Raw genomic sequence first — 20,842 nt, 5'->3', positions numbered from 1 at the left:
CCGCGACACGCGGAACGCCGCATGAGAATCCCAACAAATCTGCGCACATCACTCGAGTCACACCCGTCTCAGGGTGTGAAACCACTCGCGATTCGATCGTTCGCCTCGCTACCGACCACTCGCCGTCGTGGCGCGGTCCTGACCTGCGGATTCTCGGAAAAACAGGTAGTCAGGGCGGTGTAAGCGAGCGCGTCGTCGGATTCCGGCGCAGAGGTGGGCCGAACCCCACTACAACACGACGAAACACCGCGAAACCGGGGGGTCGCGCTCGCAAATGCCTGATCACGTGGGTACGGTCGCATTCGCCGCCAACAATCGGCGGTGCCGGACGGGTGCCCCACCCGGCCGCATCGTTGCGAAGACGACGCAGCATCGCCAGCGTGGCACAAGACGTCGGCCGCCTCACCGCGGACGATGAGAGTCCCAATCAAGAACGAAAGACGGAGGAACCCGTGGCCCTTCCCCAGTTGACTGACGAGCAGCGCGCCGCTGCGTTGGAGAAGGCAGCTGCCGCTCGTCGTGTCCGCGCGGAGCTCAAGGAGCGCCTCAAGCGCGGTGGCACCGATCTCCAGCAGGTGCTCAAGGATGCCGAGAACGACGAGATCCTGGGCAAGATGAAGGTCTCGGCCCTGCTCGAGGCCCTGCCCAAGGTCGGCAAGGTCAAGGCGCAGGAGATCATGACCGAACTGGAGATCGCCCCGACCCGCCGCCTGCGCGGTCTCGGCGACCGTCAGCGCAAGGCCCTGCTCGAGAAGTTCAGCAACTGAACGTGAGCACTGCACGTACGAGGGGCCGACTGATCGTTTTGGTCGGCCCCTCGGCCGTCGGCAAGTCCACCGTCGTCGCGAAGGTGTGCGATGCGATCCCGGACCTGTTCTTCAGCGTCTCGGCGACCACCCGCGACCCGCGTCCCGGTGAGGTCGACGGCCGCGATTACCACTTCGTCAGCCGCGAGGACTTCGACAAGATGATCGCCGGCGACGAGCTGCTCGAATGGGCCGACATCCACGGCGGCCTGCAACGGTCCGGGACCCCGCTGAAGCCGGTCCTCGACGCGCTGGACGCCGGCAGGCCGGTCCTCGTGGAGGTCGATCTGGTCGGCGCGCGCAACGTCGTGAAGCGCCTGCCCGAGGCCACCACCGTCTTCCTCGCGCCGCCCAGCTGGGACGAACTGGTCGCGCGCTTGCGCGGCCGGGGCACCGAGACGCCGGAAGCGATCGAGCGCCGCCTGGCCACCGCCGAGGTCGAGATGGCCGCGCGTGACGAGTTCGACCACGTCATCGTGAACAGCGAAGTCGACCGGGCGGTCTCCGAGTTGGTATCCTTGCTGGTCGGACCTGAGCAGCCCACCGCGCCCGCGACCTGACCGGCCCCTCACGGCATCAGATGATCGATGCCTTCGACATCCAGACCTCTACGCAGGAGTTCGTGTGACCGCACCGACCAACTTCGACTACACCGAGATCGCCGACGCGCCGGCCTATGACACGCCGCTGGGCATCACCAACCCGCCGATCGACGAGCTGCTCGAGCGCGCGTCGTCGAAGTACGCGCTGGTCATCTTCGCCGCCAAGCGCGCACGGCAGATCAACGACTACTACAACCAGCTCGGCGACGGCATCCTCGAGTACGTCGGTCCGCTGGTCGAGCCGGGCCTGCACGAGAAGCCGCTGTCGATCGCACTGCGCGAGATCCACGCCGACCTGCTCGAGCACACCGAGGGCGAGTAGTCACGGCGGGATGACCAAGCCGACCAAGACACGGCGCCGGATTCTCATCGGCGTCGGCGGAGGCATCGCGGCGTACAAGGTGTGCTCGGTGATCCGCCACTTCACCGAGGCTGGGCACGAGGTCCGCGTCGTCCCCACACCTGCCGCGCTCGAGTTCGTCGGCAAGGCGACCTTCGAGGCGCTCAGCGGTCATCCGGTGACCACCTCCGTCTTCGACGACGTCGACGAGGTCGCCCACGTCCGCCTGGGCCAGGGTGCCGACCTCGTCGTCATCGCACCGGCCACCGCGGACCTGATGGCGCGTGCTGCTCAGGGGCGCGCCGACGACCTGCTGACCGCATCGCTGCTCACGGTGCGATGTCCGGTGCTGTTCGTGCCCGCCATGCACACCGAGATGTGGGAGCACCCGGCCACGCAGGCCAACGTCGCGACCCTCCGCTCGCACGGTGCAACCGTGATGACCCCGGCGTCGGGGCGCCTCACCGGCACCGACTCCGGCCGTGGCCGACTGCCCGACCCGCAGGAGATCGCCCTCATCGGCGAACTGCTCCTCGACCGCCCCGACTCGCTGCCGTACGACCTGGCCGGCGTCCGCGTGCTGATCAGCGCCGGCGGCACGCGCGAACCCCTCGATCCGGTCCGTTACCTGGGCAATCACTCGTCGGGCAAGCAGGGCTTCGCCCTCGCCCGGGCCGCCGCGCAGCGGGGTGCGAGCGTCACCGTCGTCGCCGGCTCGACCGCCGACCCGGGTGATCCGGCGGGGGTGGAGATCGTCCGCATCGCCACCGCGCGCGAGCTCGCCGAGGAGATGACGACGCGCGCCGCCCACGCCGACGTGGTGATCATGGCCGCCGCGGTCGCCGACTTCCGGCCGGTGAGCGTCGCCGACGCCAAGATCAAGAAGGGCGACGCCGGACCGGCCCCGATCGAACTGACCACCAACCCCGACATCCTGCGCGGGCTCGTCGAGGCCCGTGACGAGGGCCGGATCCCCGGGGAGACCGTCATCGTCGGGTTCGCCGCCGAGACCGGCGACGAGACCGGCGGGGTTCTCGACCACGGGCGGGCGAAGCTCAAGCGCAAGGGTTGCGACCTGCTGGTCGTCAACGCCGTCGGCGAGGGCAAGGCCTTCGGAACCGAGGACAACACCGGATGGCTGCTGTCGGCCGAGGGTGCCGAGACCGCGCTGCCCTACGGATCGAAAACACTCATGTCGAGCCGAATACTTGACGAAGTGCGCCGACTGGTGCCTGATAGTCGGGGAGCCTGAGCAGCACGCCGTGACCGACCACGCGTGTAGTTTGGTGTGAACTCCAACGGCCATCGACGGCCTGCTTACCTGCAAAACGGCGCCGGACACCTTCCGCGCGCGAGATCTCGAGAGGATCTGATGACCACCTCGTCACGCCTGTTCACGAGCGAATCCGTCACCGAGGGACATCCCGACAAGATCTGTGACGCGATCAGCGACTCGATCCTCGATGCCATCCTCACCGAAGACCCGAAGGCGCGCGTGGCGGTGGAGACCCTGGTGACCACGGGTCAGGTCCATGTCGCCGGCGAGGTCACCACCTCGGCCTACGCCGACATCCCCGGCATCGTGCGGTCGAAGATCCTCGAGATCGGCTACGACTCGTCCACCAAGGGCTTCGACGGCGCGTCGTGCGGCGTCAACGTGGCCATCGGCGCGCAGTCGCCGGACATCGCCGGCGGCGTGTTCAACTCCCACGAGAGCCGCAGCGGCATCTCCGAGGACGAGATCGACCAGCAGGGCGCCGGCGACCAGGGCCTGATGTTCGGCTACGCCACCAACGAGACCCCCGAGCTCATGCCGGTGCCGATCGCGATCGCGCACCGCCTGTCGCGCAAGCTGACCGAGGTCCGCAAGAACGCCACGCTGCCGTACCTGCGTCCCGACGGCAAGACCCAGGTCACCATCGAGTACGACGGCGACAAGCCCGTCCGCCTCGACACCGTCGTGCTGTCTACCCAGCACGCCGCCGACGTCGACCTCGAGAACCTGCTCGCGCCCGACATCAAGAAGTACGTCGTCGACGCGGTGCTCGCCGAGATCGACCTGCCCGGGCTCGACACCTCCGACTACCGCCTGCTGGTCAACCCGACCGGCAAGTTCGTCCTCGGCGGTCCGATGGGCGACGCCGGCCTGACCGGCCGCAAGATCATCGTCGACACCTACGGCGGCATGGCCCGCCACGGTGGCGGTGCCTTCTCGGGCAAGGACCCGTCGAAGGTCGACCGCAGCGCCGCCTATGCGATGCGCTGGGTCGCCAAGAACGCCGTCGCCGCAGGCCTCGCCGACCGCATCGAGGTCCAGGTGGCCTACGCGATCGGCAAGGCCGCCCCGGTGGGTCTGTTCGTCGAGACGTTCGGCACCGAGAAGGTCGACACCGCCGTCATCGAGCGGGTCATCACCGAGCACTTCGACCTGCGTCCGCTCGCGATCATCCGCGATCTGGACCTGCTGCGTCCGATCTACGCCCCGACCGCCGCGTACGGCCACTTCGGCCGCACCGACGTCGACCTGCCGTGGGAGCGGACCGACCGCGCGGACAAGCTGCGCGCGGCCGCCGGTCTCTGAGACCCCGAAGGGCGGTAGGCCCTGCCACCGAAAGGCGCACGGGTACCGGCTGATTCGCTGCCGGTTGCCCGTGTGCTGCCCATCCTCGGACTCGCACACCTGGACCGTCCGTTCGACTACCTGATCGACTCCGATCAGGACGAGATCGCGGTTCCGGGCGTGCGGGTCCGTGTTCGGTTCTCGGGACGTCTCGTCGACGGCTTCCTCCTCGAGCGCATCGCCAAGAGCGACCACCCGGGCAAGCTGGGGTGGCTCGATCGCGTCATCTCCGCCGAGCCGGTCCTCACGCCCGAACTGGCCACACTGTGCCGGGCGGTCGCCGACCGGTACGCCGGCACCATGGGCGACGTCGTGCGCCTGGCCATCCCGCCCCGTCACGCGCGGACGGAGAAGGAGGAGACGAAGGAGCCGACGACCGTCGTCGAAGCCCCGGACCTGGCCGAGTGGCGTCGCTATCCGCTGGCGGAGTCGTTCGTGGAGGCGCTCGCCGGCGGTCATCCGCGCGCCGCCTGGCAGGCGCTGCCGGGGGAGGACTGGCCGCAACGGCTCGCCGAGCTCGCCGCCGCCACCCTCGCCGGCGGGCGCGGGTGCATCATCGTCGTCCCCGACCAGCGCGACCTCGACCGGCTCTGGGCGGCGTGCGAGCCGCTCATCGGCGACCGGGGCGTCGTGCTGGCCGCCGGTCTCGGTCCGACCGCCCGCTACCGTCGCTGGCTGGCGGTGCGCAGAGGCGCCGCGCAACTCGTGATCGGCACGCGGAGTGCGGTGTTCGCTCCCGTCCACGATCTCGGGCTGATCGTCGTGTGGGACGACGGGGACGACAGCATGCCCGACCCGCGGGCGCCGTATCCGCACCCGCGTGAGGTCGCGGTGCTGCGGGCGCACCTCGAGCAGTGCGGCCTGCTCCTGGGTGGCTTCGCCCGGACCGCGGAGGCGCAGGCGCTCGTCGCGTCCGGTTGGGCGCATGACCTGCTCGCCGAGCGCGCGACCGTCCGCGAACGCAGTCCGCGCGTGCAGGCGATCTCCGACGACGACCGCCAGATCGCCCGGGACCCGATGGCGCGGTCTGCGCGCATCCCCGAGGTCGCCTTCGATGCCGCGCGCTCCGCGTTCGCCGCCGACCTCCCGGTCGTGTTCAGTGTTCCGCGCCGTGGCTACGTCCCGTCGCTGGCCTGCACCCGATGCCGCGAGCACGCGCGCTGCCGCGCCTGCCACGGACCGCTGCAGATGGACGGCGACGGGCGGCTCTCGTGCCGGTGGTGCGGACGTCCGGAACGGAACTTCCGCTGTCCGGAGTGCGGCAACACCCGGGTGCGCGCCACGGTGACGGGTGCGCGACGGACCGCGGAGGAGCTGGGCCGGGCGTTCGCCGGGGTGCCGGTGCTGACCAGCGGCGGCGACATGATCCTCGACGAGATCGAGCCGGGCGCACGGCTCGTCGTGTCCACCCCGGGGGTCGAACCCGTGGCGCCCGGCGGCTACGGCGCGGCGATCGTCCTCGACACCTGGGCGCAACTCGACCGCGCCGACCTGCGCGCCGAGGAACACGCCGTCCGACGCTGGATGGCGCTCGCCGGGATGGTGCGCCCCCACGGCGACGGCGGCCGCGTGGTGATCGTCGCCGACTCCACTCTCGCGCCCGTCCAGGCGTTGATCCGTTGGGACCCCGTGGGTTTCGCGTCCATGCAGCTCGACGAGCGGGTGGAGCTCGGGTTCCCGCCCGCGGTGACGATGGCGTCGATCGACGGCCCCACCCAGGTCATCACCGACTTCGTCGAGAACCTCGAACTGCCCGAGGGCACCGATATCCTCGGCCCCGTCCCGCTGCCCCCGGGGGTTCGTCCGCCGGCGGGCAGCGCCGAGTGGGAGGCGGCCTCCGCCGACGACGAAATGGACCGCATCCTGGTGCGACTGCCGCGCAAGCACGGCCGACTCCTCGCGAAGGCGCTCGCGGCCGGGCAGGCGCGCCGCAACACTCATCGTCTGACCGGGCCGATCCGGGTCCAGGTGGATCCGCCTACGATCGGATGAATGCGCATCGTTTTCGCCGGTACGCCCGAGGTCGCCGTGCCGTCGCTGCAGGCCCTGCTCGACTCGCCGTCGCATGAGGTCGTCGGCGTCATCACCCGCCCCGACACGGTCGCCGGGCGCGGCCGCAAGGTCGTTCGGTCGCCGATCGGCATGCTCGCCGACGAGCACGGCCTCGAGGTGATCACCCCGCGGCGGCTGTCCGAGCCGGAGGTCGCCGAGACGCTGCGCCGCTGGGCGCCCGACGCCGGTGCCGTGGTCGCCTACGGCGGCCTCGTCCCGGAGGACCTGCTCGACCTGCCCACCCACGGGTGGATCAACCTGCACTTCTCGGTGCTGCCCGCGTGGCGCGGGGCGGCGCCGGTGCAGGCGGCGATCGCCGCCGGCGACGAGGTGACCGGCGCGAGCACCTTCCGCCTGGAGAAGGGTCTCGACACCGGCCCGGTCTACGGGGTGCTCACCGAGACGATCCGACCCACCGACACCGCCGGCGATCTGCTCACGCGGTTGGCCGAGGCGGGGTCCGGACTCTTGGTGAACACGCTCGACGGCATCGAGGCCGGCCGCCTGATCCCCGAACCGCAGCCGAATGCCGGGGTCAGCCATGCACCCAAGGTCGAGGTGGAGGACGCGCGCATCCGCTGGGATCTGCCCGCGCACATCATCGACCGCGTCGTCCGCGCCTACACTCCGGCTCCCGGCGCGTGGACCGTGCTGGAGGAGGCGAGGATCAAGGTCGGGCCCGTGCGGCCGGTCGCGGCCGACGACGCGTCGCTGCCCGAGTCGGCCCGCGGGGAAGCCTTGGCGCCGGGCGTGATCGCGGTGACCAAGAAGGCGGTCTTCGTCGGGACCGGTTCGACGCCGGTGAGACTCGGCACGGTGCAACCGCCCGGCAAGAAGGCGATGCCCGCGGCCGACTGGGCGCGCGGCGCGCGCCTCGAAGACGGCACGGTGCTGGGGTGAACGCCGATCGGCGGCCGGGCCGGGACAGGGCGCCGCAGGGACGTTCGGACCGGAACCGCGGGAAGCCGCAGAACACCGCCAAGTTTCGGCAGAAGGAGGTCGACCCGGCCCGCGTCGCCGCCCGCGACGTCCTTCGCGCCGTCCGGGAGCGCGACGCCTACGCGAACCTCGTCCTGCCGAAGATGTTGCGGGAGCGCGGGATCACCGGCCGCGACGCCGCCTTCGCCACCGAACTCGCCTACGGCGCGTCGCGCGCTCAGGGGCTGCTCGACGCGGTGATCTCCTCGGCCGCCGGGCGTCCGGTCCCCGAGATCGACGGGACGCTGCTCGACGTGCTGCGCCTGGGCACTTATCAGCTGCTGCGCACGCGTGTGAGCCCGCATGCCGCGGTGTCGACCTCGGTGGACCTGGTGCGCGCCGAGAACGGTATGGGCCCTGCCGGTTTCGTGAACGCGGTGTTGCGCAAGGTGTCGCAGAAGACCGAGGAGATGTGGGTCGACGAGCTCGCGCCGTCGCCGGCCGAGGACCTCGTCGGGTATCTCGCGTTCCAGTACGCGCACCCGCGCTGGATCGCCGAGGTGTTCCGCGACGCGCTGGGTGGTTCGGCCGGCCAGTTGCAGGCCCTGCTCGCCGCCGACGACGAGCGGCCGCCGGTGCATCTCGTCGCGCGGCCCGGCATGATGACCGCCGAGGAACTCGCGCTGACCAGCGGGGGAGAGGTCGGCCGGTTCTCCCCGTACTGCGTGTACCTGGCCGGCGGCGACCCGTCGGACGTCGACGCCATCCGCGAGGGCTACGCCGGGGTCCAGGACGAGGGCAGTCAGCTGATCGCGCGAGCGGTCACCGTCGCCGACGTCGGCGAGGATTCCGGCCGCTGGCTCGACATGTGCGCCGGGCCCGGGGGCAAGGCCGCCCTGATCGGCTCGCTCGCCGACATCGACGGCGCGCACCTCGACGCGATCGAGGTGTCCGACCACCGCGCCGAGCTGATCCGCAAGGCCGTCCGCGACCTGCCGGTCACCATCCACGTCGCCGACGCGCGGTCGAGCGGGCTGGCGCCGGGCTTCGACCGCATCCTGCTCGACGCCCCGTGCTCGGGACTCGGGTCGCTGCGTCGCCGACCCGAATCCCGTTGGCGCCGAAGCCCGCGCGATGTCGACGAGCTGGTGGTCCTGCAGAAGGAACTGCTGTCCGAGGCCTTGCGTCTGGTGAAACCCGGTGGCGTCGTGGTGTATTCGACGTGCTCGCCGCATCCTGCCGAGACCACCGCGGTCGTCGCCGATGTTCTCGCGGAGGTCGAGGGTGCGCGTCAGCTCGACGCGCGGCCGCTGGTAACGGTGGGCGAGCTCGAGGGTGAGCTGCTCGGCGACGGCCCGCACGTGCAGCTCTGGCCGCACATCCACGGCACCGACGCGATGTTCCTGGCGGCGCTGACGCGGGACTGACCTCGCCCGCACTTCCCGTCCACGAGTGAGTCGTCGGACGTCCTGTCTTCCAGAATTCGGTTCGGTGATGCGACCTCGATCGAGGTCGCATCACCGAAGTGAGGTCTGCCAGAGGGTGGATGATCCGGTCCGGCGAGCCTTCCGGGTAACGTCCGACCGGTGACGACCACCGTGATCCGCCCCGCCACGCCGGCCGACGTCGACGGTGCGGCGACGACCCTCGGCCTCGCCTTCGCCGACTATCCGTTCACCCGGCACACCGTCGACGCGCGGGACCATCTCGATCGGGTCCGGTCCCTGCAACGCCTCTACCTCTCCGAGGTCGGACTGCCATGCGGAAAGGTCTGGGTGTCAAACGATCTCACGGCGGTCGCGGTGTGGATCGCCCCGTCGTCGACGGGTCTCGAGGAGGCCTTCGGCGCCATCGCGGGTCGCGTCGTCGACCTGTACGGCGACCGCGCCGAGATCGCGGCGCGTGCCGACGAGGCGACCGCGCCGCTGCGTCCGGCCGAATCCGTCTGGCATCTGGCCACCGTCGGCGTCGCGCCCTCCGCGCAGGGCCGCGGACTCGGGCGGGCGGTGCTCGAACCGGGCCTGCGGGCCGCGGAGGCGGAGGGGATGCCGGCGTACCTGGAGACGTCGTCGCACTCGAACGTCGCGTTCTACGAACGACTCGGCTTCGAGGTCATCGGAGAGGTCGCGCTGCCCGACGGCGGGCCGACGGTCTGGGGGATGCTGCGCTCGAAGGCGTAGAGCGAATCGGCCTATGGCGCGCATTTCTTCTACAAATCGCGGTCGCCCTAGACTTGTCGACCATGTGCACCGCCGCCAACGCGCCCATGATCGCCCCGTCCATCCTGTCCGCGGATTTCGCGAATCTCGCCGACGAGGCGGCAGCGGTGGCCGAGCCCGGCGCCACCCGCGCCGACTGGCTGCACGTCGACGTCATGGACAACCACTTCGTGCCGAACCTGACCCTCGGACTCCCGATCGTCGAGAGCCTGCTCAAGGCCACCGACATCCCGCTCGACTGCCATCTGATGATCGAGAACCCCGACCGCTGGGCGCCGCCCTACGCCGAGGCCGGCGCGCACAACGTCACCTTCCACGCGGAGGCCACCGACAACCCGGTCGGCGTCGCCCGCGACATCCGGGCCGCCGGCGCCAAGGCCGGCCTGTCGATCAAGCCCGGCACCCCGCTCGAGCCGTACCTGGAGATCCTCCGCGACTTCGACACCCTGCTCGTGATGAGCGTCGAACCCGGCTTCGGCGGGCAGAAGTTCATCCCCGACGTCCTGTCCAAGGTGCGCGCGATCCGCAAGTACATCGCCGCCGAGGACCTGAAGCTGCTCGTCGAGATCGACGGCGGCATCAACGCCGACACCATCGAGCAGGCCGCGGAGGCCGGTGTCGACTGCTTCGTCGCGGGCTCGGCCGTCTACGGCGCCGACGACCCGGGCCAGGCGGTGGCCGCCCTGCGCCGGCAGGCCGTCGAGGCCCGCGCCAAGGCCGGCATCTGATCGGCCGCATGGAGATCGCCGCCGCCATGGACCGCGCCGTCGAGGCGTCGCGGTCGTCGATGGGTGTCAGCTCCCCGAACCCGCCCGTCGGCGCGGTGATCCTGGCCGCCGACGGCAGCGTCGCCGGGGTCGGCGCGACCCGGCCGCCGGGCGGGCCGCACGCCGAGGTCGTGGCGCTGAGCGAGGCGGGGGAGGCCGCGCGCGGCGGCACCGCGGTCGTCACCCTGGAGCCCTGCAACCACACCGGACGCACCGGGCCGTGCGCGCAGGCGCTCATCGAGGCCGGGATCGCCGAGGTGCACTACGCGGTGAGCGACCCGAACCCGGTCGCCGCGGGCGGCGCCGAGACCCTGCGCGCCGCCGGCATCCGGGTCACCGGGGGAGTCTCGGTCGAGACGGTGGAGAACGGCCCGCTGCGCCCGTGGCTCACCCGGCAACGCCTCGGCCGCCCCTGGGTCACCGCGAAAATCGCCGCCGGCGTCGACGGCCGCATAGCCGCGCCCGACGGAACCAGCCAGTGGATCACCGGTCCCGCCGCACGCGAACACGCGCACCTGCAGCGCTCGCGGCTCGACGCCATCGTCATCGGCACCGGCACCGCCCTCGCCGACAACCCGAGCCTGACCGCCCGCACCCCCGACGGCGGCCTGTACCCGCACCAGCCGGCGCGCGTGGTCCTCGGCCACCGGGACCTGCCGGCCGACGCCAACCTCCGCGACGACACGGGCGGGCCGCTCGTCCGGGTCGACTCGCACGACCCCGCCGACGTCCTCTCCGCGCTGCCCGACGCGCTGTGGGTGCTCGTCGAGGGCGGACCGCACGTCCTCGGGGCGTTCTTCGCCGCCGACCTCGTCGACGAGGTCCACGCCTACGTCGCGCCGATGGTCCTCGGCGCCGGTCAGAGCTCGATCGAGATCCCCGGCGTGACCACGCTGGCCGACGCCAGACGCTTCACGACCTCGTCGGTCACCACCGTCGGCGATGATGTGTTGATCACACTCACGTGGAATCCGACGTCATCACACGTCCGCTGAACAGGGCGGCTTCGCCGACACGCACCACCTCCGGCGTTTTACTCAGCGGAATTGCAATGCGACGCCCTTGATCGGGCGTGCTAGCGTCGATATCACCAGTTCTCGGGGCGGGGTGAGATTCCCCACCGGCGGTGATGAGGGTGCGGTGGATCCGCAGTCTCCAGCCCGCGAGCGCCTGCGCCAGCAGGGTCAGCAGATTCGGTGAGATTCCGGAGCCGACGGTCATAGTCCGGATGAGAGAGAACAGGCGACACAGTGCCGCCCTGTCTGCTCCGAGCGAGCAGGAGGAGTGCGTGTTCACCGGAATCGTGGAGGAGCTCGGCGAGATCGCCGCCCGCGAGGATCTCTCTGACGCCGCCCGCTTCACCGTGCGGGGCCCCATCGTCACTGCCGATGCGCACCACGGCGACTCCATCGCGGTCAACGGCGTCTGTCTGACCGTCGTCGACCTCCGGCCCGGTGAGTTCACCGTGGACGTGATGGGCGAGACCCTCCGCCGCAGCTCGCTGTCCGACCTCTCTCCCGGCAGCAGGGTCAACCTCGAACGTGCGATGCCCGCCAACGGCCGCTTCGGCGGCCACATCGTGCAGGGACACGTCGACGGCACCGGCCGCGTCCTGTCGGTGAGCCCCTCGGAGAACTGGACGGTCGTACGGATCGGCGTGCCCGCGAAGCTCACCCGTTACCTCGTCGAGAAGGGATCGATCACCGTCGACGGCGTCTCCCTGACGGTCTCCGCCGTCGGCGGGGAGGGCGACGACTCGTGGTTCGAGATCTCGCTGATCCCCACGACCCTCAACGAGACCAACCTCGGTGAGACCCAACCGGGCACCGTGGTCAACCTCGAGGTCGACGTCATCGCCAAGTACGTTGAACGCCTGCACCTCGGACAGTCAACTGATGTTGCGGGGGCGAAATGAGCACAACGAGTGAGGTTCTGATGAGCGAGTCGCCGCGTGACGGTGAAGACACCACCGGTGAGGGCGTCAAGTTCGACACCATCGAGCGCGCCATCGCCGACATCGCGGCCGGCAAGCCGGTCGTGGTCGTCGACGACGAGGACCGCGAGAACGAGGGCGACCTGATCTTCGCGGCCGAGAAGGCCACCCCGGAGCTGGTCGCGTTCATGGTCCGCTACACGTCGGGCTACCTGTGCGTGCCGCTCGACGGCGACGCCTGCGACCGGCTCGGCCTGCCGCCGATGTACTCGGTCAACCAGGACAAGCACGGCACCGCCTACACGGTGACCGTCGACGCCCGCGAGGGCATCGGGACCGGCATCAGCGCCGCCGACCGCGCCACCACGATGCGGATGCTCGCCGATCCGGAGGCGACCGCAGACGACTTCACCCGGCCCGGCCACGTGGTGCCGCTGCGCGCCAAGGAGGGCGGCGTGCTGCGCCGTCCCGGCCACACCGAGGCCGCGGTCGACCTCGCCCGCCTCGCCGACCTCCAGCCGGCCGGCGTCATCTGCGAGATCGTCAGCCAGAAGGACGTGGGCTCGATGGCCCGCACCGACGAGCTGCGCGTCTTCGCCGACGAGCACGACCTCGCCCTGATCTCGATCGCCGACCTCATCGCCTGGCGCCGGCGCCACGAGAAGCACGTCGTCCGGGTGGCCGACGCCCGCATCCCCACCCGCCACGGCGCGTTCCGCGCGGTCGGGTACACCAGCATCTACGACGACGTCGAGCACGTCGCGCTGGTCCTCGGCGACATCACCGAGAACGACGGTCACGACGTCCTCGTCCGCGTGCACTCCGAATGCCTCACCGGCGACGTCTTCGGCTCGCTGCGGTGCGACTGCGGTCCCCAGCTCGACGCCGCGATGGAGATGGTGGCGCAGGAGGGGCGCGGCATCGTGCTCTACATGCGCGGCCACGAGGGACGCGGCATCGGCCTGTTGCACAAGCTGCAGGCCTACCAGCTGCAGGACGCCGGCGCCGACACCGTCGACGCCAACCTCGAACTCGGCCTGCCCGCAGACTCCCGCGACTACGGCCTCGGCGCGCAGATCCTCGTCGACCTCGGCGTGAAGTCGATGCGCCTGCTCACCAACAACCCGGCCAAGCGGGTCGGCCTCGACGGCTACGGCCTGCAGATCGTCGACCGGGTGCCGATGCCCGTGCGCGCCAACGCCGAGAACCTCCGCTACCTTCGGACCAAGCGCGATCGCATGGGTCACGACCTCGAGGGCCTCGACGATCCGCTCGACAGCGACGACGCATCTGAAGGAGCCCCCGCATGAGCGGCCACGGAGAACCGACCCTCGAACTCACCGACGCCTCCAAGCTGCGTCTGGCGATCGTCTCCTCCCAGTGGCACGAGAAGATCTGCGGCGCACTGCTCGACGGCGCGCTGCGGGCGGCGAAGGACAACGGCGTCACCGAGCCGACCGTCGTGCAGGTGGCCGGCGCCGTCGAGTTGCCGGTCATCGCGCAGGCGCTGGCCCGCACCCATGACGCGGTCGTCGCGCTCGGCGTCGTGATCAAGGGCGAGACACCGCATTTCGACTACGTCTGCGACGCCGTGACCGCCGGTCTGACGCGGGTCTCGCTCGACGAGTCGACCCCGGTCGGCAACGGCGTGCTCACCGTCCTCACCGAGGAGCAGGCCATCGCCCGCGCCGGCCTGCCCGGCTCGAGCGAGGACAAGGGGGCCCAGGCGTGCGTCGCGGCGCTGGCGTCCGCGCTCACGCTGCGCGCGCTGCAGCGCGGCGAGTCCCTGCCGTCGGTGGGCGGAGGAGCCTCCGAGTGAGTTCCTCCCCGGAGTGGGACCTGGTCTACCGGCCGCGAAAGCTGCCGCGGTATGCGATCGCGGCGGCCGTGGTCGTCCTCGCGATCCACATCACCTTCGGCCTGCTGCTGACGGTCGAGGACGTCGGCGTCCGTAACCTCGGCGGCTCCGACCAGGCCGCTATCATCGGCATCGGCGTCCTGTTCGCCGCCGCGATCCTCCTGCTGACCCGACCGCGGTTGCGCGTCGGGCCGCAGGGCGTGGAGGTGCGTAACCTCGTTCCGACCCGCATGTTCGGCTGGGACGAGATCCTGGGGCTGACGTATCCGGAGTCGGGGTTCGGCGCGTGGCTGCTGTTCCCGTCCGACGAACACATCACCGTGCTGGCGGTCCAGGCCGGCGACGGGCAGCGCGCCGTCGAGGCGATGGCCCGATTCCGCGAGCTCGAGGAGCGCTACCGCGGGTCCGTCCGACCCGCCAACTAGCCTGGACGACGTGGCCGACCCGACTACCTACCGTCCTGCGCCCGGAACCATCCCGACCGATCCCGGGGTGTACAAGTTCCGCGACGAGCACGGCCGAGTCATCTACGTGGGCAAGGCCAAGAACCTCCGCTCGCGCCTGACGTCGTACTTCGCCGACCTCGCCTCGCTGCACCCGCGCACCCGCCAGATGGTGACGACCGCGGCGTCGGTGGAGTGGACCGTCGTCGGCACCGAGGTCGAGGCGCTGCAGCTCGAGTACAACTGGATCAAGGAGTTCGACCCGCGGTTCAACGTCCGCTACCGCGACGACAAGACGTACCCGATGCTCGCGGTGACCCTCAACGAGGAGTATCCGCGGCTGTTCGTCTACCGCGGCCCGCGCCGCAAGGGCGTCCGCTACTTCGGCCCGTACTCGCACGCCTGGGCGATCCGCGAGACGGTCGACCTGCTCACCCGGGTGTTCCCGGCGCGGACCTGCTCGGCCGGCGTGTTCAAGCGCCACCGACAGATCGACCGGCCGTGCCTGCTCGGCTACATCGACAAGTGCGCCGCGCCCTGCATCGGCCGGGTGAGCGCCGCCGAGCACCGCGAGATCGTCGAGGACTTCTGCGACTTCCTCGCCGGCCGCACCGACCAGATGATCCGCCGGATGGAACGCGACATGACCGCGGCCGCCGAGGAGCTCGACTTCGAGCGGGCCGCGCGCCTGCGCGACGACATCGGCGCGATGCGCCGTGCGATGGAGAAGCAGGCCGTGGTTCTCGGCGACGGGACCACCGCCGACGTCGTCGCCCTCGCCGGCGACGAGCTCGAGGTGTCGGTGCAGGTCTTCCACGTGCGCGACGGACGCGTCCGCGGCCAGCGCGGCTGGGTCGTCGAGCGCAGCGACAACGGCACCGACGCCGACGTCGTCGGCGACTTCGTCACCCAGTTCTACGGCACCCAGGTCGATTTCGACGCCACCGTCGACGTCGGTGAGCACCGCGCCCACGGCGAGTCGGTCCCGCGGGAGGTGCTCGTCCCCGAACTGCCCGAGAACGCGGCCGAGCTCGAGGAGTTCCTCAGCCGGCTGCGGGGGAGTCGCGTGCGCCTGCGGGTCCCGCAGCGCGGCGACAAGAAGGCGCTGTTCGACACGGTCGCCCGCAACGCCGCCGAGGCGCTCGCCCAGCACAAGCTCAAGCGCGCCGGCGACCTCACCACACGCTCGGCGGCGCTGACCGAGCTGCAGGAGGCGCTCATGCTCGACCAGGCGCCCCTGCGCATCGAGTGCGTCGACATCTCGCACGTGCAGGGCACCGACGTGGTGGCGTCGCTGGTCGTCTTCGAGGACGGGCTGCCCCGCAAGTCCGACTACCGCCACTATTCGATCCGGCAGGCCGCCGGCGACGGTCACTCCGACGACGTGGCGTCGATCGCCGAGGTGACCCGGCGTCGGTTCCTGCGGCACAAGGCCGACCGCGACGCCCCGCCGCCGGTCTCCGGCGAGGTCGGCGCCGAGCCCGAGACCCCTTCGCAGCCGCGGAAGTTCGCGTACCCGCCGAACCTGTTCGTGGTCGACGGCGGTGCGCCGCAGGTCCACGCGGCCGCGGCGGTCCTCGACGAACTCGGGGTCACCGACGTCGCGGTGATCGGCCTGGCCAAGCGCCTCGAGGAGGTGTGGGTGCCGGGGGAGGACGACCCGATGATCCTGCCGCGCAGCAGCCAGGCGCTGTTCCTGCTGCAGCGCGTGCGCGACGAGGCCCACCGGTTCGCCATCACCTTCCACCGGAGCAAGCGAAGCAAGCGGATGACCGAGTCGGTGCTCGACGGCATCCCCGGTCTCGGCAAGACACGCCGCACCGCGCTGGTGACCCACTTCGGGTCGGTCGCGCGGCTGCGTGAGGCATCCTTGGAGGAGATCGCCCGGGTCCCCGGGATCGGGTTGACCACCGCGCGTGCGGTGCAGACCGCGCTGGGTGGAGGCTCCGCGCCGGCGACGCCGGAGGAGGCCACACCGGCCGAGGCGGTGTCGGGGGCGGAAACGCCGGAGAAGACGGAGGTGTCGGTGGTGAGCGGTGACGCGGGACGGGGTGTCGATGACTGACGAGATGGCGACGGCCGACGCGACGACGCCCGACGAACCCGACTTCACCGTCCTCTTCGTCGCCGGCATGTCCGGCGCGGGCCGTTCCACCGCGGCGAACGTCCTCGAGGACGACGGCTGGTACGTCGCCGACAACGTGCCGCCGTCGCTGATCAAGACGATGGTCGGCATGGTCCGCGAGAGCGACCCGTCGATCAGGCGCCTCGCGATGGTGTTGCGCGCCTCCGACCCGAACCTCGCCCACGAGCTCGAGAACCTGCGCGACGACCTCGAGGCGTCCGGCATCCGCACGAAACTGCTGTACCTCGACGCGAGCGAGGAGGCGCTGGTGCGCCGCTTCGAGCAGGTGCGCCGCCGACATCCGTTGCAGGGCAAGGAAACCCTCGTCGAGGGCATCGCTCGTGAACGAACGATCCTGGCGCCGATCAAGAACGTCGCCGATCTCGTCGTGGAGACCTCCGCGCTGACCGCCGCCAAGCTGCGGTCGGTGGTCGAGGGCGTCTCGCCCGGCGACACCGAACCGCGGCTGAGCATCGCGGTGCAGTCCTTCGGCTTCAAGTACGGACTGCCGATCGACTCCGATCTCGTCGCCGACGTGCGATTCCTGCCCAATCCCCACTGGATCGACGAGCTGCGCGACCACAACGGCCGGGAGGCGCCGGTGCGCGACTACGTCCTCGGCCAGCCCGACGCCGCGGAGTTCCTCGACCTCTACACCGGCCTCGTCTCGATCGTGGGTCGCGGCTACCTCCGGGAAGGCAAGCGCTACATGACGATCAGCGTCGGCTGCACCGGCGGCAAGCACCGCAGCGTGGCGATCTCCGAGGAACTCGCCCGACGCCTCCGCACGGCCGTCGACGACGACGGGTCGGCGACCTACGACGTGCGCGTCCTGCACCGCGATCTGGGGCGCGAATGAGCACCGGGAACGCCGGCGCCGGCGGGACCGATCCCAGGATCGTCGCGCTGGGCGGCGGACACGGTCTGTACGCGACCCTGACCGCGATGCGCTACCTGAGTTCCGACATCACCGCGGTCGTCACGGTCGCCGACGACGGCGGGTCGTCGGGCCGACTCCGTGCCGAACTCGGGCTGATCCCGCCCGGCGACCTGCGGATGGCGCTGGCGGCCCTGATGTGCGCGCCCAAGGCGCTCGAGGACTTCCAGACCGCCGGCGACCCGGAGACCCGGCGCCGGCACGAACTGTGGGCCGAGGTGCTGCAGCACCGCTTCGGCGGGCGCGGCGCCCTCGCCGGTCACCCGATCGGCAACCTCATGCTCGCCGGACTCACCGAGGTCCTCGGCGACACCGTCGCCGCCCTGGACGAGCTCCGATCGATGTTCGGCATCAAGGGATACGTCCTGCCGATGTCGACGGTGCCCCTCGACATCGAGGCCGACGTGTCCGGCCTGGAGGCCGATCCCCGCATCAGCCGGGAGATCCGCGGTCAGGTCGCGGTCGCGACCACGCCGGGCAAGGTGCGCCGCGTGCGGTTGATCCCCGAGGACCCGCCGGCCTGCGAGAGTGCCGTGGAGGCAATCGATTCCGCCGACCTGGTGATGCTCGGGCCGGGCTCCTGGTTCTCCAGCGTGATCCCGCACGTGCTGGTCCCCGACCAGCTCAAGGCGCTGCAGCGCACCTCCGCGCGCAAGATCCTCGTCGTCAATCTGGCCCCGGAGCCGGGGGAGACGCCGGGCTTCAGCGTGGAGCGTCACCTGCACGTCCTGCACGCCCACGCCGACACCTTCCGCGTGGACCACGTGCTGGTCGACGAGGCGTCGGTCCCGGCGGGACGCGAGCGCGATCACCTCGAGCGCGCGGCCGGTCTCTTCGGCGCCGAACTCGTCGTCGGCGACGTGGCGGTGCCCGGCCGCCAGGTCCACGACCCCGCAAAAGTCGCGGCCGTGGTGAACGAACTGTGCGAAGGTGAACCGAACCGTTACTCTGACCGGGCGGACGCCTGAATCAGGCGATGTGTGAGGCACTTTTCTTCAGGGGACGTGTGGTCAGGTGATGGGAGGACAGGGACCGGTGGCGATGACGGCGGCGGTGAAGGACGAACTCAGTCGCCTGTCGGTGACCCAGGTGAGTTGCCGTAAGGCCGAGGTGTCGGCGCTGCTGCGTTTCGCCGGTGGGCTCCACATCGTCGGCGGCCGTGTCGTCGTCGAGGCCGAGGTCGACATGGGCAACGTCGCCCGGCGCCTGCGCCGCGAGATCCACGACCTGTTCGGCTACGCCTCCGACGTCCACGTGCTGCGCGGCGGCGGCCTGCGGAAGTCCGCCCGCTACATCGTGCGCGTCACCAAGGACGGCGAGGGCCTGGCCCGCCAGACCGGTCTGCTCGACCTGCGCGGCCGCCCGGTCCGCGGACTGCCCGCCCAGGTGGTCGGCGGCAGCGTCGCCGACGCCGAGGCCGCCTGGCGCGGCGCCTTTCTCGCGCACGGCTCGCTGACCGAGCCGGGCCGGTCGTCGGCGCTGGAGGTCAGCTGCCCGGGTCCGGAGGCCGCGCTCGCCCTCGTGGGCGCCGCCCGGCGGCTCGGGGTCACCGCCAAGGCGCGCGAGGTGCGCGGCGCCGACCGCGTGGTCATCCGCGACGGCGAGGCCATCGGCGCGCTGCTGACCCGCATGGGCGCCCACGACACCCGGCTGGTGTGGGAGGAGCGCCGGATGCGGCGCGAGGTCCGCGCCACCGCCAACCGGCTGGCGAACTTCGACGACGCGAACCTGCGCCGGTCCGCCCGGGCCGCGGTCGCGGCCGCGGCTCGCGTCGAGCGCGCCCTGGAGATCCTCGGCGACGACGTCCCCGAGCACCTCGTCGCCGCCGGCCAGCTGCGCATCACGCACCGCCAGGCGTCCTTGGAGGAGCTCGGCCAGCTCGCCGACCCGCCGATGACCAAGGACGCCGTCGCCGGCCGCATCCGCCGGCTGCTGTCGATGGCGGACAAGAAGGCGCGCGCCGAGGGCATCCCGGACACCGAGTCCGCGGTCACCTCCGAGCTGCTCGACGAGGCGTGATCGACACGATGCGGGGGACAGGTGGACCTGCAGTGTGCTCCGCCCGACCCCGCCTACTAGGCTGAAACCGACGTGTGCGGACCCGGCCACCTCGGGTGTGCCGACCCCACCGCCCACGGCGCGGCCAGACGGGGCTCGACCCACAGGCCTGACCATGAATACCGCTAAGGAGCACAACTGTGACTGTTCGGGTAGGCGTCAACGGATTCGGCCGAATCGGCCGCAACTTCTTCCGTGCCGTCGAAGCGCAAAAGGCTTTGGGCACCACTGACATCGAGATCGTCGCGGTCAACGACCTGACCGACAACGCGACCCTCGCGCACCTGCTGAAGTTCGACTCGATCCTCGGCCGTCTGCCCCAGGACGTCAGCCTCGAGGGCGACGACACCATCGTGGTCGGCGACAAGAAGATCAAGGCGCTCGAGGTCAAGGAAGGCCCCGCCGCGATCCCGTGGGGCGACCTGGGCGTCGACGTCGTCGTCGAGTCGACCGGCATCTTCACCGCCCGCGCCAAGGCCCAGGGTCACCTGGACGCCGGCGCCAAGAAGGTCATCATCTCGGCCCCGGCCACCGATGAGGACATCACCATCGTCATGGGCGTCAACGACGACAAGTACGACGGCAGCCAGAACATCATCTCGAACGCCTCGTGCACCACGAACTGCCTCGGCCCGCTGGCCAAGGTCCTCAACGACGAGTTCGGCATCGTCAAGGGCCTGATGACCACGGTCCACGCCTACACCCAGGACCAGAACCTGCAGGACGGCCCGCACAAGGACCTGCGTCGCGCCCGCGCCGCCGCGACCAACATCGTCCCGACCTCGACCGGTGCCGCCAAGGCCATCGGCCTGGTCCTGCCGGAGCTGAAGGGCAAGCTCGACGGCTACGCCCTGCGTGTGCCGATCCCCACCGGCTCGGTCACCGACCTCACCGCGCAGCTGGCCAAGACCGCCACCGCCGAGGAGATCAACGCCGCGCTCAAGGCCGCCGCCGAGGGTCCGCTCAAGGGCATCCTGAAGTACTACGACGCCCCGATCGTCTCCTCCGACATCGTCACCGACCCGCACAGCTCGCTGTTCGACGCCGGCCTGACCAAGGTCATCGACGATCAGGCGAAGGTCGTGTCCTGGTACGACAACGAGTGGGGCTACTCCAACCGCCTCGTCGACCTCATCGGTCTCGTCGGCAAGTCGCTCTGACCCG

General features: G+C 70.8%; 20 protein-coding genes and 1 riboswitch. All 20 genes read left to right on the top strand.

Going from position 1 to position 20,842, the window contains the following annotated elements:
• Nucleotides 1-452 precede the first annotated feature (452 nt).
• The 20 genes from mihF (at nt 453) to gap (ending at nt 20,838) form a co-directional block, all read left to right on the top strand.
• A complete protein-coding gene (gene mihF / locus E1P53_RS04305) occupies nt 453-767 on the top strand; it encodes an integration host factor, actinobacterial type (protein ID WP_006902231.1) in 315 nt (104 codons plus the stop codon).
• Nucleotides 764-1,366, top strand: a complete 603-nt coding sequence (gene gmk / locus E1P53_RS04300; protein WP_181954813.1) for a guanylate kinase — start codon at nt 764-766, stop codon at nt 1,364-1,366. Before mihF ends, gmk begins: the two co-directional genes overlap by 4 nt.
• Before the next feature lie 64 nt (nt 1,367-1,430).
• Nucleotides 1,431-1,730 carry a DNA-directed RNA polymerase subunit omega gene (rpoZ, locus tag E1P53_RS04295; protein WP_006902234.1) on the top strand — a complete coding sequence of 100 codons (300 nt, stop codon included), beginning with the start codon at nt 1,431-1,433 and terminating at the stop codon, nt 1,728-1,730.
• Between the two features lie 10 nt (nt 1,731-1,740).
• Nucleotides 1,741-3,000 (top strand): bifunctional phosphopantothenoylcysteine decarboxylase/phosphopantothenate--cysteine ligase CoaBC, encoded by a 1,260-nt coding sequence (coaBC, locus tag E1P53_RS04290; protein WP_131733565.1) that lies wholly within the window; start codon nt 1,741-1,743, stop codon nt 2,998-3,000.
• A gap of 120 nt (nt 3,001-3,120) precedes the next feature.
• Nucleotides 3,121-4,329 (top strand): methionine adenosyltransferase, encoded by a 1,209-nt coding sequence (gene metK / locus E1P53_RS04285; RefSeq protein WP_006902236.1) that lies wholly within the window; start codon nt 3,121-3,123, stop codon nt 4,327-4,329.
• A gap of 72 nt (nt 4,330-4,401) precedes the next feature.
• Complete coding sequence (locus E1P53_RS04280) at nt 4,402-6,360, top strand: primosomal protein N' (protein WP_131733564.1); 1,959 nt, start codon at nt 4,402-4,404, stop codon at nt 6,358-6,360.
• The gene (fmt, locus tag E1P53_RS04275) at nt 6,361-7,320 is read left to right on the top strand and encodes a methionyl-tRNA formyltransferase (RefSeq protein ID WP_131733563.1); all 960 of its coding nucleotides are present in this window, start codon (nt 6,361-6,363) and stop codon (nt 7,318-7,320) included.
• Entirely contained in the window at nt 7,317-8,765 is a 1,449-nt protein-coding gene (locus tag E1P53_RS04270; protein ID WP_131733562.1) for an RsmB/NOP family class I SAM-dependent RNA methyltransferase, read from the top strand. Before fmt ends, E1P53_RS04270 begins: the two co-directional genes overlap by 4 nt.
• 159 nt (nt 8,766-8,924) lie before the next feature.
• The gene (locus E1P53_RS04265; RefSeq protein ID WP_131733561.1) at nt 8,925-9,518 is read left to right on the top strand and encodes a GNAT family N-acetyltransferase; all 594 of its coding nucleotides are present in this window, start codon (nt 8,925-8,927) and stop codon (nt 9,516-9,518) included.
• Nucleotides 9,519-9,580: 62 nt separating this feature from the next.
• Nucleotides 9,581-10,285 carry a ribulose-phosphate 3-epimerase gene (gene rpe, locus E1P53_RS04260; RefSeq protein WP_006902241.1) on the top strand — a complete coding sequence of 235 codons (705 nt, stop codon included), beginning with the start codon at nt 9,581-9,583 and terminating at the stop codon, nt 10,283-10,285.
• A gap of 8 nt (nt 10,286-10,293) precedes the next feature.
• Nucleotides 10,294-11,319, top strand: a complete 1,026-nt coding sequence (ribD, locus tag E1P53_RS04255) for a bifunctional diaminohydroxyphosphoribosylaminopyrimidine deaminase/5-amino-6-(5-phosphoribosylamino)uracil reductase RibD (RefSeq protein WP_131733560.1) — start codon at nt 10,294-10,296, stop codon at nt 11,317-11,319.
• Between the two features lie 94 nt (nt 11,320-11,413).
• Nucleotides 11,414-11,568: riboswitch (FMN riboswitch) on the top strand.
• Nucleotides 11,569-11,612: 44 nt separating this feature from the next.
• Entirely contained in the window at nt 11,613-12,239 is a 627-nt protein-coding gene (locus E1P53_RS04250; protein WP_006902244.1) for a riboflavin synthase, read from the top strand.
• Between the two features lie 20 nt (nt 12,240-12,259).
• Nucleotides 12,260-13,567: a bifunctional 3,4-dihydroxy-2-butanone-4-phosphate synthase/GTP cyclohydrolase II gene (locus tag E1P53_RS04245; RefSeq protein ID WP_109238418.1), complete on the top strand. Its 1,308-nt coding sequence runs from the start codon at nt 12,260-12,262 to the stop codon at nt 13,565-13,567.
• Nucleotides 13,564-14,076, top strand: coding sequence for a 6,7-dimethyl-8-ribityllumazine synthase (gene ribH / locus E1P53_RS04240; protein WP_109238417.1), 513 nt, complete (start codon nt 13,564-13,566; stop codon nt 14,074-14,076). The genes E1P53_RS04245 and ribH overlap by 4 nt, the downstream gene beginning before the upstream one ends.
• A complete protein-coding gene (locus E1P53_RS04235; protein ID WP_006902247.1) occupies nt 14,073-14,540 on the top strand; it encodes a PH domain-containing protein in 468 nt (155 codons plus the stop codon). Before ribH ends, E1P53_RS04235 begins: the two co-directional genes overlap by 4 nt.
• Before the next feature lie 10 nt (nt 14,541-14,550).
• On the top strand, nt 14,551-16,623 hold the full coding sequence (gene uvrC, locus E1P53_RS04230) for an excinuclease ABC subunit UvrC (RefSeq protein ID WP_131733559.1): 2,073 nt from the start codon (nt 14,551-14,553) through the stop codon (nt 16,621-16,623).
• Nucleotides 16,616-17,542 carry an RNase adapter RapZ gene (gene rapZ / locus E1P53_RS04225; protein WP_040527499.1) on the top strand — a complete coding sequence of 309 codons (927 nt, stop codon included), beginning with the start codon at nt 16,616-16,618 and terminating at the stop codon, nt 17,540-17,542. Before uvrC ends, rapZ begins: the two co-directional genes overlap by 8 nt.
• Nucleotides 17,539-18,588 carry a gluconeogenesis factor YvcK family protein gene (locus tag E1P53_RS04220; protein WP_131733558.1) on the top strand — a complete coding sequence of 350 codons (1,050 nt, stop codon included), beginning with the start codon at nt 17,539-17,541 and terminating at the stop codon, nt 18,586-18,588. The genes rapZ and E1P53_RS04220 overlap by 4 nt, the downstream gene beginning before the upstream one ends.
• Nucleotides 18,589-18,655: 67 nt before the next feature.
• Nucleotides 18,656-19,639, top strand: coding sequence for a DNA-binding protein WhiA (gene whiA, locus E1P53_RS04215; RefSeq protein WP_006902251.1), 984 nt, complete (start codon nt 18,656-18,658; stop codon nt 19,637-19,639).
• A gap of 179 nt (nt 19,640-19,818) precedes the next feature.
• A complete protein-coding gene (gap, locus tag E1P53_RS04210) occupies nt 19,819-20,838 on the top strand; it encodes a type I glyceraldehyde-3-phosphate dehydrogenase (protein ID WP_109238414.1) in 1,020 nt (339 codons plus the stop codon).
• The last annotated feature ends 4 nt before the right edge of the window (nt 20,839-20,842 follow it).

This window comes from Gordonia paraffinivorans (genome assembly GCF_900683595.1).
In the GTDB taxonomy this organism is placed as follows: Bacteria; Actinomycetota; Actinomycetes; order Mycobacteriales; family Mycobacteriaceae; genus Gordonia; species Gordonia paraffinivorans.
This window is presented reverse-complemented; position numbering and strand designations above follow the sequence as displayed.

What these genes read in the sequence shown, in the direction of transcription:
- coaBC (WP_131733565.1), top strand. Translation starts at nt 1,741, where the DNA reads ATGACCAAGCCGACCAAGACACGGCGCCGGATTCTCATCGGCGTCGGC.
- metK (WP_006902236.1), top strand. Translation starts at nt 3,121, where the DNA reads ATGACCACCTCGTCACGCCTGTTCACGAGCGAATCCGTCACCGAGGGA.
- fmt (WP_131733563.1), top strand. Translation starts at nt 6,361, where the DNA reads ATGCGCATCGTTTTCGCCGGTACGCCCGAGGTCGCCGTGCCGTCGCTG.
- rpe (WP_006902241.1), top strand. Translation starts at nt 9,581, where the DNA reads ATGTGCACCGCCGCCAACGCGCCCATGATCGCCCCGTCCATCCTGTCC.
- ribD (WP_131733560.1), top strand. Translation starts at nt 10,294, where the DNA reads ATGGAGATCGCCGCCGCCATGGACCGCGCCGTCGAGGCGTCGCGGTCG.
- E1P53_RS04245 (WP_109238418.1), top strand. Translation starts at nt 12,260, where the DNA reads ATGAGCGAGTCGCCGCGTGACGGTGAAGACACCACCGGTGAGGGCGTC.
- ribH (WP_109238417.1), top strand. Translation starts at nt 13,564, where the DNA reads ATGAGCGGCCACGGAGAACCGACCCTCGAACTCACCGACGCCTCCAAG.
- rapZ (WP_040527499.1), top strand. Translation starts at nt 16,616, where the DNA reads ATGACTGACGAGATGGCGACGGCCGACGCGACGACGCCCGACGAACCC.
- E1P53_RS04220 (WP_131733558.1), top strand. Translation starts at nt 17,539, where the DNA reads ATGAGCACCGGGAACGCCGGCGCCGGCGGGACCGATCCCAGGATCGTC.